Genomic DNA, 24,736 nt, shown 5'->3' with positions numbered 1-24,736 from the left:
TAGTCCCTCATGGAATAAGGCGGGCTGCCCCGAAAGGACAGCCCCTTCTTATTCATCTTTGCTAGTCCTGTTAAACAACAGTCACAGGGCAACTCGACATTAAAATTTGCGAAATGATCGACATATTGTGCTGCAGGTGCTCGGGATCCATCATATCCCCGTGAGATCCGGAGCCTTGATATCTTCGGTAATGTGCAACGGTGAAATTTTGCCAGTGGAATGGATCGTCCATGGAACTGCTTACTTCCAAAGCCTCACGATCCTTTTCAGCCTCCACAAAATGAATATTTGCACAAATCGTGTTTGTATTGAACAAGCCATGCAAGTAGGTTGTGTATGCTATGATTTTGTTCTTTATTTTTTGTTTGAAAAAATCGGTTTCGAGCAAGTTTTGATAAAACGGATGGTGCCTAGCTTCTTCTATAATTTGATTATACAAGTTTTGTTGATCTTCGGATTGAATTTTTGCGGTCATGTTGTCCATTTTATAGCTGTCGATCAAAATCAAATCCGAAACGTGATGATTCCGTATTTGGAGCTCAACAGCAACCTCAAAAGCGAGATTGCCTCCAGCGGAATATCCGAGCAATACATAGGGACCTTCCGGTTGTATGCGCTCGATGAGGTCGGCGTACTGCTCAATACGATCCTCGCTCTCGATAAAATCGAACGAATAAAAGGAATGCGAATCGAGATACTGAGCGACTTCACTATAAAAGATGCCTAATCCCAGTACAGGAGGGAAAGCAAAGATTTGAACATCTTTCTTGTCATTCAGCAAGTACAAACCATCCTCCTCGGATGCCAATCTGTATTCTTCCTGCTGGATGTACTGTGAAATTTGATGTATCGTCGGATAGTTATATAGGCTGTTCAGCTTTAGGCTGAGCTCGAGTTGATTGTTGATTTGGGATAAAAGGTTGATCAAGCTTAACGAATTGCCGCCTAAATCAAAGAAATTATCGTCGATGCCAACCTGGGGTACCTGCAGCACATCCCGCCAAATCTCTGCCAAATCCCTCTCCAGCTTTGTACGGGGAGCCCTTTCCGGCTTCAGCCATTCGGTGCGCTCGGGCTGAGGCAATTGCTTTCGATCCAGTTTGCCGTTGACGGTATAAGGCATACGCTCAAGCTGCAGCAGATGGGCTGGAAGCATATAGGCGGGCAATTTCCGGCTCAACCTCATTCTTAGCTCATCGGCCGGAATTGGGCGATCAGCTGTATAATAGGCGCACAGCATATGACCACCGAAATTGTCCTCCAGCGCGATGACTGCCGATTCCAGCACTTCTTCCATACCCGCCAGAATCGCTTCGACTTCACCCAGCTCGATCCGATAGCCGCGGATCTTGACTTGCTCATCCAGCCTGCCCATATACTCCAGTGAGCCGTCCGGCAGCCAGCGGGCCAGATCACCGGTCCGGTACATTCTGACGTTCTTTTCGTTTGGATGCGTTATGAATGAGGCTGCCGTCAGCTCTGGCCGTCGCCAATAGCCCCGAGCCAAGCCGATCCCGGAGACGTATAGCTCCCCCGGTATGCCCACAGGCTGATACCTGCCACTGCGGTCCAAAATATGAACTTGCATGTTTGCAATGGGACGTCCGATCGCAATCGGCTCATCCGGATCAACATCACGGTTGCAGGTAGCGATGACACTGCATTCCGTAGGCCCGTATTCGTTAAAAATTTGCACATGGGGCAAGATTTGCTTACTGCGCGTAACTAGTGATGGACGCAGCGCTTCACCGCCTAGCGTAACCGCCCTCAGAGAGCTGCCGGCTTCTCCATCGCCGGTAGATGAAGAGTCGTCAGCCGAAGCCAGCATTTCCAGGACAGCTGAGTACAGGCCAGGCACCATCGTGTAATGCGTAACGGCATGCTGCACGGTCAGGCGCCTGATCTCGCCAGGATCTTTCGCCTCTTCTTCCCCGGCCATAACCAAAGCCGCTCCCGCCAGCAGCGGCGTGAAGGTACTAGCGACGAACGCATCAAAGGAGAAAGACAACACTTGCAGCGCCCGGTCCTCAGGTTGGAAGCCATAGGCCGACTTTTTCCAAAGCAGCGTATTGACGATACTTCGATGCTCGATCATAACCCCTTTGGGTTGCCCTGTCGTACCTGATGTGTAGATGATGTAAGCTAGATGATCCGGCTCGGCGATAGGCTCTACATTCGAGCCATCCGCATGGAGCGTCAATTCATCATCAATCGCCACAATTGTCCCTCTGAAATTCAAGTTATGCTGCAAATGCCGCTGTGTCAGCAGTACGTTCATGCCGGAATCTTCGATCATGTAACGGATTCGTTCTTCCGGGTATCCCGGATCGACCGGCACATATGCGCCGCCCGCTTTCAAAATCGCGAATAGGCCAACGAGCATTTCCAAAGAACGTTCCGCCATGAGTCCAATCGGCTGATTGGCTTGTATACCCGCTTCTCTAAGTGCTCGAGCGAGCTTATTAGCCCATTCATTTAACTCCCGGTACGTAAGCTTGCGGTTCTCAAACACGGCTGCCAGATGGTCCGGGGTACGCGCGGCTTGCTCTTCAAACAACTGGTGAATGGTTTGGTCCGATGGATAATCCGCGATTTCAGTATTGAATGCATTGCGAATTTGTTCGTTCTCTTCCGATGTAAGCATCTCAAGCGATCCGATTGCCGCTTCCGGAGTACCCACAATGGCGGTAAGCAAGCGCTCAAAATGTGCGGCCATGCGCTCAATCGACTTCTGCCGGTACAAAGAGGCTGCATACTCAAACTGGCAGTCCAGCCGGTCATGGTTTTCTGACACCGTTAAGGTCAATTCAAATCTTGCGAATCGATTCGGGTTCGGATAAGGCGTAATCCGAAGCCCTTCGAGCGTAAGCTCTTCCTGTTCTGTATTTTGCATGACAAACATCGTGTCAAAAACCGGATGACGGCTTACATCCCTCTTCACTTGAAGCTTCTCAACCAATGTCTCAAACGGATACGTCTGGTGTTCAAACGCGTCCAGCGTCGTTTCTTTTACTTCATCCAAATAGGATAAAAAGGTCTTGCCTGAGGTCGGGTAAAGCCGAATAGCAAGCGTGTTGACAAACATCCCGATCAACGGCTGCAAGTCATCATGGATTCTTCCCGCGATCGGCGTTCCGATCACCATGTCCTCCTGTCCCGAATAGTTGTGAAGCAGTAAGCTATACGCTGCTTGCAGTACCATGAACAGAGTCGCCCCGCTTGTTACTGCAAGCTGCTTGACTTGTTTGAGAAGCTCTGCGTCCAGCTGGAAGGACCATGTGTTACCTTCATAACTTTTCTCGGCTGGGCGGGCATAATCCGTCGGAAGGTCAAGTACAGGCAGTTCGCCTCCAAGCATGGAAAGCCAGTATGTTTCGTCCCGCTTTAACAGCTGATCTTCCGTTTGCTGCCAAGTCGCATAATCTTTATATTGAATGCGAAGCGGCGTGAGACCATCTCCATTGTATAAACAGCTCAACTCTTTCGTCAAAATGGCCGTAGAGACACCGTCCGAGATGATGTGATGCATGTCCAGCATCAGAATATGCCGGTCTTCGGCCAGCTCAATCAATCCTGCACGAAGTAGTGGAGGAGCGGCCAAATCAAATGAGCGGGCAAATGCCTGTACGATATCCCTTGCATTCTCTTCCTTGGCGAGGATATGCTCCATGTCGAAATCTATGGTGCGGTAAATCCGCTGCACCGGTTCTCCGTTTAGAAGCTCAAAGCCGGTACGAAGCGTTTCGTGACGCTCTATCAATTGATGGAATGCTTCCTTGAACCGCGGCACATCCAGCTTCCCTTCAAGCAGCAGCATACCCGTCATATTGTAGCTCTGTTCGCCTCCATCGAGCTGGTGGAGAATGAAAAGGCGCTTTTGGGCAGAAGAAACCGGATAATACGCCCGTTCGGGAATTACAGGAATGGAAGCATTCAAGGGCTTATTCTTGGATGGCTCCTCCATATCTGCTATCGTTCGGGCCATGTCCTCAACCGTCGACCACCGGAATACATCTCTCAGCGGATAATCGACATTCATTTCCTTTCGGATCTTACCGACGAGCACCGTTGCGCGCAGCGAGTGCCCTCCAAGCTCGAAGAAGTTATCCGTCATCCCGACTCTCTCCAGCCCGAGCACCTCTTGCCATAGGCTAGCCAGTTTCGCTTCGAGAGAGGTCCGCGGCGCGACATACTCCGCTGCTTCATGCAGCTTGCGGTCCGGTACAGGCAGCCTTTTGCGGTCCAGCTTGCCATTGGGGGTAAGCGGCATATCCTCCAACTGGATAATATACGAAGGAATCATGTAACCTGGGAGATCCTGCGCCAGTTCTTTTCTCAAGGCGCTTGGGTAAAGCTTCTCGCCCGCTACAAAATAGGCGCAAAGCACGGTTTCCCCTTCCCCGGCAGTCATACCGATCACCAGCGCTTCCTGTACAGAGGCGGCTTGCAGAAGCCGATTCTCGATTTCACCCAGTTCGATTCGGTACCCCCGGATTTTCACCTGATTATCGATTCGCCCAATAAAATCGACGTTGCCGTCCGGCAGCCAGCGGGCCAAATCCCCGGTACGATATAATCGTTCTCCCGGTACGTACGGGTTCGGAACAAATTTTTGCTCCGTCAGTTCCTGGCGGTTCCAGTACCCTCTGGCGACGCCTGCACCTCCGATGCACAGCTCGCCCTTCAGACCGACCGGGACCGGGTGAAGCGAAGCATCCAAAATATAAAAGCGTGCGTTCAGCCGCGGCTTGCCGATGGGTACATTCCCGCCGGCCGGCAGGTTGTCCGACGGCTCGTCATAATAGCTGGAGTCGATAGCCGCTTCCGTCACGCCGTAGGAGTTCATAATGCGGAATTGCGATCCGAATCGCTCCTGCAGCGTCCGGTAGTCGCGCACGCTGAAGCTGTCGGACCCAATAATGAGAAGCCGCAAGGAGCCGACCTCCAGCTTGTTCTCATGAATATAGGCCATAAACGGGACTACTAGTGCAGGCGTAGATTCCAATACCGTAATCTGGTAATCTCGGATCCAGCCATACAAGCGAACCGGTTCGAGTCGATCCTCCTGAGGGCAAAGCACCATCAGGCCGCCATTAAACAACGTGCGCACAATATCTCCAACGAACACGTCAAAGGCAAAGCTGGCTACTTGAAGCAGCCGAACCGGAAATTCCGTTAGCCGGTATTCTCTACGGGACGCGTAAGCCGTGTTCATCAGATTCCGATGCTCGAGCATGACGCCTTTCGGGCGTCCCGTCGTGCCCGACGTATAAATCATATAAGCAAGATCGCTGGGCTTGTGGATATGCGATAAATTCGATGCATCATGACTATATATACCCGGGTCGTCAAGGCAGAGCACAGCATGGTGTGACGTATTTCCTGCGCCCCAAGTATCCAATTGGTTTTTCAGGGAAGATTGGGTCAACAGTACGGCAGCCTGACTGTCCTCCAGCATGAATTGAATTCGTTCCGCCGGGTAATCGGAATCAATCGGAACATAGGCGCCGCCCGCCTTCCAAACGGCTAGTATGCTGACAATCAGATGCAGGGAACGATCTGCCAGGATGCAAACGATCGTGTCGCGTCCTACACCGGCTGCCCGAAGTGTTCGAGCAAGTCTATTGGCTTGTTCGTTCACCTCCAGGTATGTCAAATGTTCATTTGCAGATACGACAGCCACCTGTTCCGGAATCTGCTCTGACTGCGCTTCAAAGTATTCTAGGAACGTATATTCTTGTTCAGATTCTCCGCCAAAAACCGATGTTGCGAAATCTGTTAGCAACGTTATTTGTTCGGCCGGAGTGATCATTTCCAGTTCGGAGATCGTTCTGTTAGGGTCTTGGCATAAACCTTTGACAATCTCCATGTAATGAAAGCCCATTCGCTTGATCGTTGTCTCTTCAAACAGTTTGGTGGAATATTCAAAGCTTAATTCCAAGGTTTGTTGTTTCTCCAGCACATCTAAGCTTATGTCGAATTTGGACATGTTTCCATTGAATTTGATAGCGTCCATGATCATTCCTTCCAGCTCCAGATCGAGGCTGTTATTCATGTCCACTGTATTCATCGCAAACATAACATCAAACAAAGGGTTCCGGCTCACATCCCGGACTACCTTCACCCGTTCCAGCAAATCCTCAAACGGATAGCTTTGATGCTCATAAGCATGGAGCGAGTTATCTTTGACCTCCTGCATAAACTCGGCGCACCTCTTCGATCCGGCCGGGCGGCTACGCAAGGCCAAGGTATTGACGAACATCCCCACCATTTGCTCCAAATCCGCGTGTGGCCGTCCTGCCACCGGGGTACCCACGATGATATCTTCCTGCTCGCTGTATTTGGACAAAAGAATGTAAAAAGCCGACAGCAGCACCATATGAACCGTCATTCCGTTTTCCTTCGCAAGCTCTCTTACACCAAGTGTCGCTTCTTCGTCCATCCTCAAGCTGATCGTATTTCCCTCGAAGCTTTGCACAAGAGGCCGCTCATAGTCATACGGAAGATTCAATACCGGAAGCTCACCTTGGAATTGGGCGATCCAGTACTGCTCCTGCGCCTTCATATTGTCCGATTGGAGGTCCTGCTGCTGCCATTCGGCATAATCCGGATATTGAATGCGCAGCGGTTCCATGGATCTTCCGAGGAACAGATCTGCAAAATCCTTCATTAAGATTTGGACGGACATTCCATCGGAAACGATATGATGCATATCCAGGAGCAAATACGTGTTGGCAGGACTTTCGACCAGCTCGGCCCGGAATAGCGGTGCCTGCTGCAGGGAAAATACACGAAGGAAGCGGGTTATCGCCTGTTCTATGCCTCCATCCTGCATAGCTGTAACCTGCAGTTTGAAATCAACATGGTCATGGCGTTTTTGAACAATCTCTCCATCCAGCAGCTCGAAGGAGGTCCGAAGCGAAGCATGCCTTTCTACAAGCCTGAACAACGCATATTCAAGCTTTTCTTTATCGATCTTACCTCTCAATTCGAATGCAATCGGAATATGATACGCGGTGCTGTCTGGTTCGAATTGTTGGAGCGTATAGATTCGTTTTTGCGCGGAGGAAGCCTTATAGTAGGGTTGTTCTCCGCATTTGCGTATTTCTTCATACAGGCGGACGGCGCTTTGGTCTAAATAGCTCGCCATGCTTTGGATCGTCGGATTTTCGAGAAATGCTTTGAACGGCACCTCTTTATGAAAGGTTTGATGGATTTTACCGACCAGCAGCACGGCTTTCAGGGAATGTCCGCCCAGCTCAAAGAAATAATCACCCGTGCCTATCCGCGGGACTCCGAGAACGCTCTGCCAAAGCTCAACCAGCTTCGCTTCGGTCAACGTTCGTGGAGGTTCATAAGCTCCGTCTGCGAGCTCCTCGAACGAAATATCCGGCAGCGCCCGTTTGTCGACCTTGCCGTTCGGAGTTAAGGGAAGACGGTCCAAAGGCTTCAACAGCGACGGCACCATATAGTCGGGCAGACTCTGCTTCAAATACGAAATAATGTCCGATTTGACAAACGTATCGCTGACCGTGACAAACGCGCATAAATATTTGTCGTGGCGGTCATTTTCTTTAGCTACGACGACTGCACTGCGAATAGAAGGATAACTGACGAGCTTTCTCTCGATTTCCTCCAGTTCTACCCGGAAGCCGCGTATTTTGATTTGACTGTCCGCTCTCTGTAAAAACTCAATGTTGCCGTCCGGCAGCCATCTGGCGATATCCCCGCTCTTATACATTAGCTGGCCGGGAGTAAACGGATTGCAGACGAACTTGTCTGCAGTAAGGTCCAGACGATTCAGGTAGCCTTTGGCAACCCCCTCGCCGCCAAGCGCCAATTCCCCATAAACGCCTACAGGCAGCAACTCCCCGCGTTTTCCTAGAATATAAGCACTTGTGTTGCTGATCGGCTTGCCGATCGGGATGTTGATCATATGACCGGGAATCGGCTCCTGGATCGGATAGTAGGTGGCAAAGACGGTCGTTTCGGTCGGGCCATACACATTCACCAGCTTGCCCGGTCCGAGTGTTTCATACGCTCGACGCAAGTGAGGGATGGAAGCTCGCTCCCCGCCAAACAAAACTTTACGAACCGAGCGCAGCGCATCCGCATTAACATCCACAAGGGCATTGAATAATGCCGTTGTTATGAACATCACCGATATGCGATCGCGCTGAATAATGTCAGCTAATTTCACCATATCGAGAAAGGTTTCTTTCGATACGAGCACCAGCATCGATCCGTTCAGCAGTGCCCCGAATATTTCAAAGGTAGCGCCGTCAAACGCGTAGCTGGAAAGCTGGAGCAGCCGGTCTTCCCTGTCTAGCTCCAAATAATTGGTCTCTTTGACTACACGGACAATATTGCGGTGTGTCGTCATATTGCCCTTCGGGTTCCCGGTTGTTCCTGACGTGTAAATCAAATAAGCCAGTTGATCTGACGTTACCGATTCTGGAGGATTGCTTGTTTCCTCTGCATAGATATGCGGTTCGTCAAGGAAAAGGCGCTGGCCCTCGAATGACATACGGTCCTGCAACCTCGTTTGGGTAAGCAGCAGATGAATGCCGGAGTCTTCGATGATATAACGGATTCGTTCTTCCGGATTATCCGGATCAAGCGGAACATAAGCTGCCCCCGCTTTCAATATGCCGAGAATGCCCACGATCATATCCAGCGAGCGTTCGGTCATCAAACCGATGGAATCCCCTGCTTGTACACCTTGCCCTCGCAGCGTATGAGCCAGTCGATTCGCACGCTCATTCAATTGTCCATACGTCATTGACTGCGAGCCATAGACGACGGCCATTTGGTCAGGAGCTTGCGCGGCCGCCGTTTCAAACAGGGCATGGATCGTCTGATTGCGTGGAAAATCGGTGAACGTATCATTGAATTTCTCGAGAATCTGCAATTTATCCGTTTCAGTCAGGAGCTCAATACTAGACAAAGTAACATCACGATTCGTGCATATTTGAGTAACGATATACTGAAAATGCCGGCCCATGCGGGCAATTGTATCCGATCGAAACAATTTGGTGCTGTACTCCATACTGCAGCTCAACTTATGTTCGCTTTCCGTCACATGAAGAGTCAGATCGAACTTGGAGAGCCGGTTTTCCAATGGAATGGGATTGAGTCGAAAGCCTGAAATGTCTACTCTCGCTTCGTCATCGGCATAGACCATGTTCAGCATGACATCAAACAAGGGGTTGCGGCTCGGATCGCGTGCGATCTGCAGCTGATCCAGCAGAGCTTCATATGGATAACTTTCATGGACAAATGCCTCCAGCGCATGTTCTTTGACTTCTTTCAAAAAGTCAAAATAGCGCTTCTCGCCATCCGAACGGTTCCGCAGGGCTAACGTATTGACGAACATCCCGATGATGCCTTGCAGATCGGCATGCGTCCTTCCCGAGACCGGACTACCAATTACAATATCATCTTGACCGCTATACTTGGACAATAGGATGTGGAATGCGGAGAGCATCACCATCTGGGTGGTGGCGCCAGCTTCGCGGGCAAGCCTTCTGACCTGCTCCGTCATTTTTTCAGGAAGCGAAAAGTCGATCCGGTCCCCTTCAAAGCTTTGCAGGATGGGCCTTTCATAGTCGCATGGCAGGTTCAAAACAGGTAACTCACCTGAAAATTGTTCGATCCAGTACGTCCTTTGCCGCTCCATCTCATCGGTATGCATCAGATTATGCTGCCAAGCGGCATAATCTTTGTATTGAATGCGAAGCTCCTCCAGCTTCTTGTCTTGGTACAGCTCCATAAATTCCTTAAGAAGAAGCTTCATGGAAACGCCGTCGCTAATGATATGGTGCATATCGACCAGCAGATACGTCCGCTCCTTATGGCGAATTAACTCGACTCTGAGCAGCGGGGCATGACCCAAGTCAAATGTACGAACAAACGCTCTGATCTGCTCTTCCCATCCGGCTCCATGCACGTCTCTTTTCTCCAGCTTAAAACTCACGTCGGAATGAATGTTTTGCAAGATAACGCCGTTTCTGTTCTCGAAGGAGGTTCGGAGCGATTCATGACGGCGGATCAGCAGTTGAAAAGCCGACTCCAGACATTCCGCTTGGATCTCGCCCTCCACCTCACAAACGACCGGCATGTTGTAGACGATGCCCTTATCCAATTGTTGCAGCAAATATATGCGCTTTTGGGCAGATGAAGCTTCGTAGCTATCCTGGCTCTCGCACGGCTCAATCGTTTCGTAAAGAGCCGGTTCCGCACTCTCTGCATTCGCGGCAATGATTCTGGAAAGCTCTGCAATAGTCGGATTATGAAACAAGTCCTTCAGCGTCAGCTTGTTATTCATCTGCTTATGGAGATTGCTGATCAGGATGGTCGCCTTAAGCGAATGTCCGCCCAAATCGAAGAAATTATCGTGGATTCCAACACGCTCCTCGCCCAATACGTCACTCCAGAGGCCGGCCAACTGCTGTTCCGTCTCGTTACGCGGAGCACGATACGGTTGCCCGCCGGCTGCGTGAAAATCCGGATTCGGCAGCGTCCGCCGATCGATCTTGCCATTAGAGGTTAGCGGCATGCGATCCAGTTGAATGACGAAGGCCGGCACCATATATTCAGGCAAAGCTTCTCTCAAAAACGACTTAAGAGAGACCGGATCGATTTCGGTTGCTTCGGTTCCTACGATGTAAGCCGCTATGTATTTCTCCTGTCGTTCGTTTTCCTTAATCAGAACGACCGCCTCTTTGAGATTCGGATGGCTGAGCAGTCGGTTTTCAATCTCCCGGAGTTCAATGCGAATTCCCCTGATCTTCACCTGGCTGTCGATTCTGCCCAGGAATTCGATATTGCCGTCGGGCAGCCATCTGGCCAGGTCGCCGGTTTTGTACATTTTTTTCCCGGGTTCGAACGGGCTTGCGATGAATTTTTCTTTCGTCAAATCAGGTCGATTCAAGTATCCCCGTGCCAAGCGATCCCCGCCGATACATAATTCACCCGGCACGTTGATGGGTACAAGCTCATGGTGCTTATCAACAATGAATACTTTTGTATTAGGGACCGGTTTGCCGATTAGAATAGACTCACTGCGCTCAGCATTCCGGAAGACCGTCGTGTCCACCGTGTTCTCGGAAGGACCATACCGGTTGATTATTTCGATGCTGGGATTCAGCCGCTTCGTATACTCAATCGATTTCACTGGAAGCTCTTCGCCAGCTAAAGTTACGAAACGGAGATGCTGGACATCCTTCGGATTCAAGTGCTCCGCGACAGTTAGGTATATCGAGGGCACGCTGATATAGTGGGTTACCGAAACATGCTTTATGTACTTACTGATGGCATACGGATCTGTCATCTCATCGCGTTGGAGCAGTATGACTTGGCTGCCGGAAATTAAGGGCGCAAATAATTGCGTAATAAATCCGTCAAACGCGTAATTCAAAATGGGAAGAGAAACAGCGCCGCTGTTGTAATCGAACGCTTCCCGATCCCACAACAAAGTTAAGCTGAGCGCCCCATGCTCGACCATGACCCCTTTGGGCGTTCCCGTTGTTCCCGAGGTGTATATGACGTAAGCCAAACGACCAGGCTCCGCCGTAGGTTTGACGGGGCTTGCGTCTCCTTCATATAAGGACGTGTCTTCCGCATCCAGAATAGTTCCTTTGAAGGGCAGATCAGTGGTTAGGTTGTTGGTTGTAAAAAGAAGCTGCGCCCCGGCATCCTCCAGTATATAGGCAATTCGTTCTTTAGGATTTTTCGGATCGATAGGCAGATAAGCGCCGCCGGCCTTCAGGATGCCTAGTATGCCAACGACCATTTCGACGGAACGCTCAAGCAGCATTCCGACGATCATCTCCGGCTTAACGCCTTCTGCTTGCAATCGCTTGGCGAGAGCATTCGAACGTTCGTTTATTTCCCGGTAAGTCACCGTCTTATTCTCAAACCGGATCGCCGTCAAGTCGGGCGTCTGTTCGGCTTGAGCTTCAAAGAGCTGCTGCAGGGTTTTATTTTGCCCCTGATATTCGGTGCTCGTGTTTGTAAAATCGTACAGCAGCTGCGTTCTTTCCTGATCAGATAAGGCACTGATTTGCAAGACCTGTTGATCCAACCCGTTCAGCATTTGACGGAGTACCGATACATATCGGCTTCCAAAGAGCTCAATCGTCTCCAGCTTAAAGAGATTGGCATTATAGACGGCCGCAGCTTCAAAGCTCCCGTTGTCTAATTGGTATAGGCACAAACTGAGTTCATTGTTTCTCGAGCTGCAAATAAAATCGATATCGTCGTCGGTATGGATGCTGCTCATCGTTAAACAAATCGGTGTGATATCCATTACAGAACCAAACGCTTGTGAATTTCGCAGCAACCGGTCCACATCGACGTATTGATTTTCATAGGCTTCCAGCACATGCTGCTGGGTTGCTTTCAATAGCTGCTTGACCGTAAAATCAGCGTTGAATTTTGTCCGATAGGGGAGCAAGCGGTTTGATACAGCACTATTTTTGATCTTGCCTGAGCTGTATACGGGCATGCCGATGAACCGTTCTTCCTGGCCCGTATATTTGTATAAGGTGACATCCAAAGCTGCCAGAAATATGACGTACAGGAGCAGGTCATTGTTCTTGGCAATTGCTTGTAAAGACTGACTTAGGCCGGGCTCAAAGGCAATCATGGTTTCAGCCTTTTGATAGCCTCGTCCCGAGATAAAATCATAGCTTATCCCGGTTATGTGAACCTCCTCCTGCAGCAGGCTAGTCCAGTACAAAGAGGAAGCCGTACGATTATCATTCAAAAGATCCGTATCTTTCTTGGTTTCCATAGCAAACCTCCGTCCTTCAATCTGCGAAGCGGAAACGGATAGAGTTAAGTCAATGGATGGCCCTAACTCTATCCGTCTACTTGAGTGGTCCTAAAAGTCAAACTCAGTGCTTAGCAAGCGGTGGACTTCTTCTTTCTCTTGCAGCAGCGCATTCTTTTCCTCGTCGCTCAGAAGATCTATTTCTTTCAGTAAGACATGAGAATTCCTGCAAATGACACCGACGATCAGCATGAAATCTTCAATGGCTCTCTCCATTCTTTGTCGCTTGAAGAGCCTGGTGCTGTATGTCAAATGGAGCACGATGTTCAGAGAAGTTTCATACCCGGATATGCTTAGGTCAACTTTGGTCAGGCGGTCGTCCAGGGAAATGGACTTAAGGCTAAATCCGTCCAGCTCATGCCCCACCTCATCGTCTATGATGTTGTTCATATTGAACATGACATCGAACAATGGATTTCGGCCTGGCTCCCTGCGAACGTTCAGCTTGTCGATCAATTCTTCCAGCTGGAAGTTCTGGTGGTCATACGCGCGGAGTGCCGTGTTCTTGACCGCTTCCAGGTAGGCGCGGTACGTGATCCCGCCCTGCGGACGGGTCCGCAGCGCCAGTGTGTTCACAAACATCCCGACCACCGGCTGCAAATCTGTATGCGGCCTTCCCGCGACCGGCATCCCGACAACGATGTCCTCCTGTCCGCTGTACTTCGACAGCAAGATCGTAAACACCGACAGCAGCACCATCGTCATCGTGCTTTCCTGCTCCTTCGCCACTGCGCGCAAGCCCCGCGTCGCTTCTTCTCCCAGCGCGAACCGGATTTTCTCGCCCTCGAAGCCCGGTACTGCCTCTCGCTCGTAGTCATGCCTCAGCGTCAGCGTCGGCACCTCGTCCCCGAATTCGCGCAGCCAGTACGCTTCTTCCTTCTCCAGCTCGCCTGAGCGCAGCTGCTTGTTGTGCCAGGCGGCAAAATCCTTGTACTGCAGACGCGGCTCCTCCAGCTGTTCCCCGTTGTACAGCTTGACGAATTCCTTCATCAGGATGGTGCTTACGGAGACGCCGTCCGCAATAATATGATGCATGTCGATTAGCAGATACGTTTTCCCTTCGCTTCTTCTCAGCTCCGCCCGCAGCAGTGGCGCTTGCTCCAGATCGAACGGCTGCACAAACCGCGCGGCCGCTTCCTTGATGCTTAGACCTTCATCCGCTTGCAGCGCCAGCTTCAAGGTTAGCTCCGCTTCGACTCGCTGCACAATCTCCCCGTCCTGGATCGCAAAGCTCGTCCGCAGCGCCTCGTGCCGCTGCACGAGCGCTTGCAGCGCAGCTTCGATGCGGGCCGGGTCCGCTTGCCCTTCCAGCTCGTACACGCCGGGCATGTTGTAGGCCGTGCTCTGCTTGTCCAGCTGCTGCACCGTATACATCCGTTTTTGCGCTGACGACGCTTCGTACCACGCCTGCTCCTCGCAGCGCTCGATTCCTGCAAAGTCGTTTCTTATTAAGCCGCTTCCCGTTACGTCTCCAGTCAGACTTTGTTCAATGTACTCCCCAAGTTCCCGGATCGTCGGGCGCTGGAACAGCTCCCGCAGCGGTATCTTGACTTGCAGCTGCTTGTGGATTTCGCCCGCCATCACCGTCGCCTTCAGCGAATGTCCGCCCAGATCGAAGAAATGGTCATGCACGCCGACCGTTTCGGCATGCAGCACCTGGCACCAGATACGCGCCAATGTTTCTTCAGTCTCATTGCGCGGCGCTTCATACTCGCCGCCTGCCCGAGAAACCGGGTCCGGTGCCGGCAGCGCTTTGCGGTTCACCTTGCCGTTATTCGTCAGCGGAATATTATCCAGCTCCACGAACCAGCTCGGGATCATGTAGGCCGGAAGGCTTTCCTTCAGGTGCCGCTTCAGCTCAGTCTGATCGATTGCCACACCCTCACGGCCGACCACGTAGGCGCACAGCTCCTGCTGTCCCTCGACTTCTCTTGCGATCACCACGGCTTCTTTGACCGTGTCATGCCGCGCCAACCGGGTCTCGATCTCGCCCAGCTCAATCCGATGCCCCCGGATTTTCACTTGGTTGTCGATTCGACCCAGGAATTCAATCTCGCCGCTTGGCAGCCAGCGCGCCAGGTCGCCCGTTCGATACATCCGCTGCCCCTCGACAAACGGATGCTTCCCAAATTTCTCCGCCGTCAATTCCTCGCGGTCCCAGTATCCCCGCGCTACGCCTTCGCCTGCAATGCACAGCTCCCCGGGCACTCCGATCGGTACCAGCCCGCCATGCCTGTCCATCATAAAAATGTGCGTGTTCCCGATCGGTCCGCCGATCGTCAAGCCGACTTCCTCTCCCCGCATATGCTTGGCGGTCGACCAGATCGTCGTTTCCGTCGGACCGTATACGTTATATACGTTCAGCTGTTCGTAGGAGCGAAGCTGCTGCCACAGCGCCGCCGGCAGCTCTTCTCCTCCGACCAGCACTGTGTCCAGACCGCTGAGCGCTTGTGCGAACGCTGGCTCCTCCAGCAGCAGCTTGAACCGAGACGGGGTGGTTTGCATCGCCTGCACCTGCTGCTTGGCAAGCAGAGCCGCTAATAAGGAGCCGTCGTTGCCCTCTTCTTCGCTCGTCAGGACAACCTTCATGCCATGCGTCAGCGGGACTAGCGTCTCCAGCCCGAATATATCGAAGGAGATGGTGGTCAGGCACAGGATGCTGTCGCAGCGGTCCAGCTCTGTTGCGCGAACAATCGCATGAATGAAATTGTTCACCTGCCGATGTTCAACCATGACGCCCTTCGGATTGCCGGTGGAACCGGACGTGTAGAGGATATACGCCAGTTGGTCGCTTGACTGCTGGAAGTCTAGGTTTCCGCTTTCCCCTGGCCCTTCGTACAGCGCCGCATCGGTGATGTCCAACACGCGGCCGGTAAAGGCCAGCTTCCCTATAAGCTCTCCAGTCAGCTTGGCAGATGTCGCCAGCACGCGGATTTGTGCATCCTCCAGCATGTACGCGATCCGCTCCCTCGGATGGCTCGGATCGATCGGCACATACGCTCCACCTGCCTTGAGAATGGCCAGAACGCCGACGATCATCTCCGGCGACCGCTCGATCAAGAGCCCGACTCTCGTTTCTGCCCCCACTCCTTCGCAATGCAGCACACGTGCGAGCCGGTTCGCTTTGTCGTTGAGCTCGCGGTACGTCAAACTGGCGTCGCCAAACACCACGGCGACCCGTTCCGGCTCCGCCTCTGCCTGCTCCTCAAACAATTGCTGCAGCGTTTTCTCTCTCGGATAGTCCATTTCCGTATCGTTAAACACGTGCCGCAGCAGATGCTCCTCGGCTTCCGTCACGATCCCGATTTGCGCCGTGCGAATGTCCGGATCCCGGACGACGCTCCGTACGATGTTCAGAAATTGCTGCTTCACCGTCTCCACCTGCTGCTCGGTGTAAACCGCTTTGTTGTACGAAAGCATGACCGTCAGCTCGTCGCGCGGAACGATCATGACATCCAGGTCATAGTTCGTTTGCTCCTGCACCTCGACGTTGTGGATCGTCAAGCCCACATTCGCTTCGATGCTTCGAACCTCGTCCTGTGCATAATAGTTTTGGAAAATGACGATGTGATTGACCAGCTTCCGCTTCACTTCCGATAAAGACTGAATATCCGCCAACGGATAATAGTCGTACTTGGAGGCGTGCAGCGCGTCCTGCTGCATCCTTTGCAGCAGCCCGGTAAACCGGGTGTCCGCATCCGTTTTCACCCGCACCGGGATCGTGTTGATGAACAGCCCCACCATCTCCTCGATCCGATCCACTTCCGCATTTCGACCGGACACAACCGAGCCGAACACCACATCGTCCGTGTTGGTATTCTTTTGCAGCAACAGTCCCCAGACAGCTTGCGTTACCGTGTTTAACGTCACCTGCGCCTTTTTGCCGAGGCTGAGCAGCGCTTCCGTCATCTCTTTGTCGATCGTAAATACGAGCTTCCCTTTCTCAAATCTGTCACCGCCAGCATCAGCTTGCAGTGGAAGCTGAGCAATCGTTTCATACCCTTCCACATAAGCCTGCCAATACTCCTTGGCCTCTTCTTTGGACTGCCGCTCTAACCACTGGATGTAGGAGGCATAAGACGCCGGTTCTTGCAAAGAAAGACGATGACCGTTGCTCAACGCGCTGTAGATCATCAAGAAATCTTGAAGAATAATGCCTCTGCACCAGCCATCCAAAACTATATGGTGCGAGCTTACCATGACCTTGTATCTTTCGCGGTCGAGCTTGAACACGCTCATGCGGATTAAACTGTCCTCGCAAAGATCAAATCCTCGTTCCCTGTCTTCGGCTTCGAAATCCTCCAAATAGCCGGCCCGATCCGTTTCCTTCAGCGCGCTGAGGTCCTCGTACCGGAAGCTTGCTTTTCTGCCGGCAAGGATGATTTGTTTTGGCGTTTTCACCCGTTCATGTTCGATAGCTGTTCGCAAACTATCATAGCGCTCAACTAGCTGGTCAAAGCTAATCTGAAACAAACCGATGTCGAGCTCACCTTCGGCGATAAACGATTTTTGATCAAAATAAGCGCCCGATTTACTGTCCCATAACGCGTGAAACAGCATGCCTTCCTGCATCGGGGTTAACGGATAAATGGCTTGAATGAAGCAGGCCTGTTCGCCTTCGTATTTCTCCTTAACGACCCTCAGCTCTTCTACGCTTAAACCATATGTCCAGTCTTCAAGAGGCGTCTGTCGGATTCGATCATCATTACCGGATTCGATCTCAGATGCATTCAGCGTGATGGCAGAACTGATTTGTTGAAGGCTCTCCTGCTGAAAAAGCGCGCTGATGTCCAAACGTAATCCATGCTTTCTCAGCTTGGAAACAATTCGGATCGCTTTGATGGAGTCTCCGCCCAAATCGAGGAAGCTATCGTGAACACCGACGCGTTGAACGCCTAATACTTCACTCCACACTTTGGCGAGTTTCTTTTCGGTTTCTGTTCTCGGCGCTTCATACTCGCTGCCTGCCCGCGCACTTAATTCCGGCGCCGGCAGCGCTTTGCGGTTCACCTTGCCGTTATTCGTCAGCGGAATACCCTCCATCTCCACGAACCAGCTCGGGATCATGTAGGCCGGCAGGCTTTCCTTCAAGTACCGCTTCAGCTCGCTCTGGTCGATTGCCGCGCCCTCACGACAAACCACGTACGCGCACAGCTCCTGCTGCCCCTTGACCGCCCGAGCGATCACTACGGCTTCTTTGACCACGTCATGCCGCGCCAGCCGGGTCTCGATTTCGCCCAGCTCAATCCGGTGGCCACGGATTTTCACCTGGTTGTCGATCCGGCCCAGGAATTCAATCTCTCCGCTTGGCAGCCAGCGTGCCAAGTCGCCCGTCCGGTACATCCGCTGCCCCTCGACAAACGGATGCTTCCCAAATTTCTCCGCCGTCAATTCCTCGTGGCCCCAGTATCCCCGCGCTACGCCTTCGCCTGCAATGCACAGCTCTCCTGGCACCCCAATCGGAGCCAGCCGGCCATGCCTATCCATCATAAAAATGTGCGTGTTCCCGATCGGTCCGCCGATCGTCAAGCCGACTTCCTCTCCCCGCATGTGCTTGGCGGTCGACCAGATCGTCGTTTCCGTCGGACCGTATACGTTATATACGTTCAGCTGTTCGTAGGAGCGAAGCTGCTGCCACAGCGCCGCCGGCAGCTCTTCTCCTCCGACCAGCACGGTGTCCAGACCGCTGAGTGCCTGTGCAAACGCCGGCTCCTCCAGCAGCAGCTTGAACCGGGACGGCGTGGTTTGCATCGCCTGCACCTGCTGCTTGGCAAGCAGAGCCGCCAGCGCAGCACCGTCGTTGCCCTCTTCTTCACTCGTCAGGACCACCTTCATGCCATGCGTCAGCGGGACGAGCGTCTCCAGCCCGAATATATCGAAGGAGATGGTGGTCAGGCACAGGATGCTGTCGCAGCGGTCCAGCTCCGTTGCGCGAACGATCGCATGAATGAAATTGTTCACCTGCCGGTGCTCAACCATGACGCCCTTCGGATTGCCAGTGGAACCGGACGTGTAGAGGATATACGCCAGTTGGTCGCTTGACCGCTCGATGTCCAGATTTCCAGGTTCCTCCAGCCCTTCGTACAGAGCCGCATCGGTGATGTCCAACACGCGGCCGGTAAAGGCCAGCATTCCTATAAGCTCGCCAGCCAGCTTGCCAGATGTCGCCAGCACCCGGATCTGTGCATCCTCCAGCATGTACGCGATCCGCTCCTTCGGATGGCTCGGATCGATCGGCACATACGCGCCGCCTGCTTTGAGAATGGCCAGTATGCCGACGATCATCTCCAGCGACCGCTCGATCAAGAGCCCGACTCTCGTTTCTGCCCCCACTCCCTCGCTATGCAGCACGCGCGCGAGCCGGTTCGCCTTATCGTTGAGCTCCCTATACGTCAAGCTAGCGTCGCCAAACAACACGGCGACCCGTTCCGGCTCCGCCTCAGCCTGCTCCTCAAACAATTGCTGCAGCGTTTTCTCTCTCGGATAGTCCATTTCCGTATCGTTAAACACATACCGCAACAGATGCTCCTCGGCTTCCGTCACGATCCCGATTTGCGCCGTGCGAATGTCCGGCTCCCGGACGATGCTCCGTACGATGTTCAGAAATTGCTGCTTCACCGTCTCCACCTGCTGCTCGGTGTAAACCGCTTTGTTGTACGAAAGCATGACAGTCAACTCGTCGCGCGGGACGATCATGACATCCAGGTCATAGTTCGTTTGCTCGTACACCTCGACATCGTGGATTGTCAAGCCCACATCCGCTTCGATGCTTCGAACCTGGTCCTGAGCATAATAGTTTTGGAAAATGACGATGTGATTGACCAGCTTCCGCTTCACTTCCGATAAAGACTGAATATCCGCCAACGGATAATAGTCGTACTTGGAGGCGTGCAGCGAGTCCTGCTGCATCCTTTGCAGCAGCCCGGTAAACCGGGTGTCCGCATCCGTTTTCACCCGCACCGGGATCGTGTTGATGAACAGCCCCACCATCTCCTCGATCCGATCCACTTCCGCATTCCGACCGGACACAACCGAGCCGAACACCACATCGTTCGTGTTGGTATTCTTTTGCAGCAACAGTCCCCAGACGGCTTGAGTTACCGTGTTAAGCGTCACCTGCGCCTTTTTGCCGAGGCTGGCCAGCGCTTCCGTCATCTCTTTGTCGATCGTAAATACGAGCTTCCCTCTGTCGATCGACGGGTTGTTGCCCGGGATAGAATGGCCGGGAATTTGAGCAACATTCTCATATCCTTCGACATAACGTTCCCAGTACCGCTTTGCCCGGCTTTTTGGTTGGTTTTGCAGCCACTGGATGTAGGCGGCGTAAGGCGCAGGCTCCTTCAAAGCGATGTCGCGGCGCTCCTTAAGTCCCGCATAGATGGTGAAAAAATCATGCAGGACGATCCCGCTGCACCAGCCGTCCATAATCATGTGATGCCAACTCCAAACGACTCTGTATTCGTCCTCTTTCATTTTGAATACAGAAGCACGGAGTAACGCTTCCTCACTGAGCTGAAACCCTCGTTTTCGATCCGCTATCTCCAAAGCTGCCGCCACGTCCGCTCGCGTTTGGCTCGGCATAGCGCTTAGATCTTCATAACGGAAGTTTATCCGCATATTCTCGACAATGATTTGTTTCGGGCTTTTTAGTCCTTCATGAACGATAAGCGCTTGTAAAATGTCGTATCGCTGGATTAGCAGCCCGAAGCTTTCTTCGAATAACGCTGCGTCAAGCCGACCTTTTATCGTGAAGCACCTTTGTTCCACATAAGCACCGGATTCCTTATCGATCAGGGAATGAAACAGCATGCCTTCCTGCATGGGGGTCAAAGGATAAATGTCTCGGATGCGAAGGTTCATGGAGCCTTCGTACTTTGCTTTCAAGGCGTCCAGCTCTTCCAGATCCAAATCCCCGGCCGAATAATCCGATGGGGTCCGCTCGGGGAGATCCAGATGGAGACAGTGCTGGACAATCGCCTCGAGGGTACCTATAAATGACTCGGCGAGATGCTCAATGGTACTGTCCTTGTACTGTAGGCTGTCATAGTTCAAGGCCATTTTTAGCCTTTGATTCGATATTTCCCCGATCATATCAAGCTGATAAAGCGGCTCTGCATGTAAACTGACCGAAGGACCGGGGGACAAGCCGGACAGCTCGAATCTATCGTTTTGCAGTTCTGCATCATAATGTCCTAAATAATTGAAGCTGATTTGAGGCTTGATGTTCCAATTTTTCGGCTTGCCGAGGTAATGGAGCACCCCATAGCCGATCCCTTTATGCGGAATTTGCTTCAGCGTTTCTTTCACATGTTTAACGGCATAAGCAATACTTGAGGAAGGCGCCATAGTCAGAAGAACCGGATAATGTGTCGTAAACCAGCCGACGGTGCGGCTGCTGTCGAACTCTCCCTCCGGCGTTTCCCTTCCGTGTCCTTCCATATTGACAAGAATCTGCTCTTCACCGGTCCATGCCTGGATGGCAAGCCCCAATGCCGTCAACAATAGAGTGGGAATGTCCGTATTGTACGCCCGGTTCGCCCGCTTGACCAAATCGTCGGTGAGCTCCGGGCTCAATTCCCAGGAGACCTGACGTTGATCGGCCACCTTGCCGGCAGCTTTGCTGAGCGGCTGATCAACAGGCAGCGGATGGCAAGCAGCTTCATGAATACGATCCCAATACGCCTGTTCCTCCTGAAGCAGATCGCTGTCCGCCAGCTGCTGCAAGTAAGCCGCCCATGCTTGAAAGGAGCCGGTCTTCTCCTGAAACACAACAGGCTCGCCGCTAAGGGCCTGCTCGTAGCCCAACGTCAAATCCTCGAGCAAAATTCGCCACGACACGCCATCCACAACGAGATGGTGTATCGCGATCATCAGATGGTCTCCTTCTTTCGTTTGGAACAAGCCTGCTTTTACGAGCGGACCATGCTCCAAGCTTATGCTGCTTTGCAGCAGCTGGCATTGGCCGAGGATTTGTTCCTCCGGGCTTTCCTCGTTACGGTAGTCGAATACCCTGAAATCGAACAGTTCTCCGGAAGTATCCCGATTAAATTGTGTAATTTGGTTATGCTCTGTGCGATATACCATTCTCAGTGCATCATGATGGATGACGATCTGAGTAAAGACGGTTCGAAGCAGATCCTCCTGCAGCCGGGCACGGCTGTACAGCATGACGGACTGGTTCCAGTGGTGCTGATCGGTGAGCTGCTGCCGGAAGAACATGGATTGAATCGGTGTGAGCGTCGATTGTCCGGTAACGGCTTCTTGACCGGCGCCGCCCAGCTTCTTGATGACCTTATCACTGACTTCTTTAATGCTGCTGTGGCTGAACAGCTCTTTAACTTCCAGCTTGTAGCCGAATTTTTGAAGTTTGGAAACGACTCGAATCGCCTTAATGGAATCTCCGCCCAAATCGAAGAAATTATCGGTAATTCCAATATTCGCTGCGCCCAGCACCTCGGACCAGATATCGGCCAGTTTCGCCTCCACTTCATTTCTTGGAGCCTCGTAATCATCTGCTCTTTGGCTGTTAAGATCAGGCTCCGGGAGCGACTTCCGGTCGATTTTGCCGTTGCTCGTGAGTGGCATCTGCGCCAGCTTTGTCAAGTATGGAGGAATCATGTAATCAGGCAAATTTGATTTTAAATAAGCTCGGATGTCCGATATGCTCGCGCCGGGCCTCAAGACGAGATAGGCAGACAAATATTTTTCGTTCTGCTCGTTTTCCCTGGCAAGGACGACGGCTTCTTTCACATCCGGATGACCGAGCAATCTTGCTTCAATTTCTCCAAGCTCGATCCGAAAGCCGCGGATCTTCACCTGATTGTCGACTCTTCCGAAAAATTCAATATTCCCATCGGGCAGCCATCTTGCAATGTCGCCGCTGCGGTACATCATCTCGCCTGGTCGAAACGGATCGTCGACAAACTTCTCAGCGGTAGCACCCGGATTGTTCCAATATCCCCGGGCCAGCCCGTCTCCAGCAATCCATAGGTCGCCTACGACGCCAATTGGCGCGATTTGACGCTGCTCGTTGAGAATATAAATTCTTGTATTGTGGATCGGCACGCCGATCGGCAGCGTTTTTTCCCACTGCTCCTTCGGCTTGTACTTGTAGACAATGCAACCTACGGTCGCTTCCGTAGGTCCATATTCGTTAAAGATATCCACCTTTCCGTTAAACTTACGGTAAATACGATCCGTCAGCGGGTAGGATAGCTCCTCGCCCCCGACGATAAATTTGGATAGGGCAGGCTCCTTGACTGGCAGCCCGCTGATCACGCTCAAATGAGCCGGCGTCAGCTTCATGACGTCCACTTGTTCCTCTACAATGGAGATGAAAGCCAGCTTATTGTTCGTATCGTAAACCTTCACTTGATGTCCGGATAAGAGAGGAACATAAATCGACGTAACGGTCAAATCGAATGAGATCGAACTGAACAACGGATAGTCACCGTTGTAGGTTTTCTGGCAATAGCTTATATAATTGATCAAGGAGCGGTGTTCAATCATGACTCCTTTCGGATTTCCCGTGCTGCCGGATGTATAAATAACGTATGCCAGATTCCGCGGAGATGCGGACAACGGTACATTGCTGGAATCGCCTGTAAAAAGCTGATGATCGTTCAGATCAAGGAAGCTTCCCTCAAACGAAAGCTCCCCCATCTGCTCCAGGGTGGATAGTACGAGGCTGGCGCCTGAGTGGCGAAGCATGTATTCCTTCCGTTCCTTCGGATAACTGACGTCGATCGGAACGTAGGCGCCTCCTGCTTTTAATACCGCCAAGATCCCGATAATAAGCTCCAAAGAGCCATGTGTCATAATCGCGACGACTTGATCGTTCTTAACGCCATTGGTTTGAAGCAGCCGGGCAAGCTGGTTCGCCTTCCCGTTCAGCGTTCGGTACGTTAAGCTCTCGTTTCCGCAAACGACCGCAACCCGATCAGGTGTTTGTGCCACCTGATCTTCAAACAGCTGCTGCACCGTTGTGTGGTTCGGATAGTCGGCGGAAGTGTCATTAAACGCATACAGAATTTGCTGCTTTTCTTCTTCAGAGATCATATCGATCGTCCCGATGCACAATTCCAGATCGGAGACGGTGTCAGTAATGATATTGATATATCTGGCAAGAAAAAGCCGGATGGTCTCTTTGTGATATAGTTTGGCATTATAAACGAGCTTTAGTTCCAGGGACTGTTGCTGTTTGTCCAGACATACGGTTACTTGGTTTCCGGAGGATGCGCATATCGCATCGACATCCACGGGGTTGTGCAAGGTGTTGAAAGCAATGGAAGCGGCAGGCAGCTCCATGAGATCTTGGCGGATGCCGGCGTTACTCATTATCTGCTGCACATCGCAGAATTGGTTTTCATAGGTCACTAACACATGCTCTTGTACAGCTTGCAGCAGCTGCCTGACAGTCATATCGCGATGGATTCCGCTCTTTACCGGAAGTATGGCGTTGTGGAGAGGAAGGTCCTCTTTCGCAGACCCCGCATAAGGCGGAATCCCGATCACATAGGCTTCCTGGTTGCTGTATTTGTACAATTCTATGTAAAGTGCAGTCAGAAACACCACGAAAAGAGGCAGGTCCTGTTGGCGGGCCAAAGCGTTCAACTGTTCGAACAACGCCCCGTCGATCGAATAGGTTAAGAGCTGTTTCTCGTATTTGCCCCCGGAAAAGAAATCGTGAGGTACGGCCACCCGATCCACATCTGTCAACGCTAGGTTTTTCCAGTATTCGCCAGATCGGTCGACTCTGGTTTCCGGTGATATCGTTTCCTCCGGTCGGATCATCATCATTCATCACCCTTTTGTCCTATCTTCAGCCGAATCCGGCCGGAATACCGGCCGGTTCGAACGGAAGAAGGCAGATTTGCACTTCGTTTCATACATGTCTGCCGA

The 24,736-nt window shown here is 52.1% G+C and carries 2 protein-coding genes; both read right to left on the bottom strand.

Going from position 1 to position 24,736, the window contains the following annotated elements:
- Positions 1 to 70: 70 nt before the first annotated feature.
- Positions 71 to 12,796, bottom strand: coding sequence for a non-ribosomal peptide synthetase (locus GSF01_RS06910; RefSeq protein ID WP_159882308.1), 12,726 nt, complete (start codon positions 12,794 to 12,796; stop codon positions 71 to 73).
- Between the two features lie 90 nt (positions 12,797 to 12,886).
- Positions 12,887 to 24,634 carry a non-ribosomal peptide synthetase gene (locus GSF01_RS06905; protein WP_235941328.1) on the bottom strand — a complete coding sequence of 3,916 codons (11,748 nt, stop codon included), beginning with the start codon at positions 24,632 to 24,634 and terminating at the stop codon, positions 12,887 to 12,889.
- Positions 24,635 to 24,736: the final 102 nt, after the last annotated feature.

The sequence above is a fragment of the Paenibacillus puerhi genome (genome assembly GCF_009846885.1).
Classification (GTDB): Bacteria; Bacillota; Bacilli; order Paenibacillales; family NBRC-103111; genus Paenibacillus_G; species Paenibacillus_G puerhi.
Note: the sequence above shows the minus strand (reverse complement) of the source record. Positions and strands in the feature narration are given on the sequence as shown.

Excerpts from the sequence above, each read along its gene's own strand:
- GSF01_RS06910 (WP_159882308.1), bottom strand. The coding sequence starts at position 12,796 with ATGGAAACCAAGAAAGATACGGATCTTTTGAATGATAATCGTACGGCT.
- GSF01_RS06905 (WP_235941328.1), bottom strand. The coding sequence starts at position 24,634 with ATGATGATGATCCGACCGGAGGAAACGATATCACCGGAAACCAGAGTC.